This is a genomic window from Fructilactobacillus sp. X3R2C1, from assembly GCF_059901235.1.
Map to the genome: position 1 here is coordinate 1 of NZ_JBWXVA010000067.1, position 251 is coordinate 251.

General features: G+C 71.3%; 1 protein-coding gene. It reads left to right on the forward strand.

Annotation, left to right across the window (positions count from 1 at the left end; all coding sequences use genetic code 11):
- Positions 1–251, forward strand: a 251-nt coding sequence (locus AC6UDB_RS07180) for a hypothetical protein (RefSeq protein WP_500709580.1), incomplete at both ends; no start/stop codon positions are given.

The window sequence follows — 251 nt, forward strand, 5'->3', positions numbered from 1 at the left end:
CCCCTGCCGCCCGCGCAGCTTGATGAACTGATCGACCTTTGCCGCGTGCAGCAGGGCGAAACGTTCTGCGCCGACACCGCTGAAACCTTGTGGAGCAGTGGCCGCCTGCAGCAGGCCCGCGATGCGCTGCAGCGATCCTGTGCCCAGCGCGCCGATGCCCCGGCCTGCGGTCCGGCCAAGGACCTTGCCGTTCTCGCCAGCGCCTCCACCTCCGCGCTCACGCCGGTGCCGGCCACCGCACTGCCCTGTGG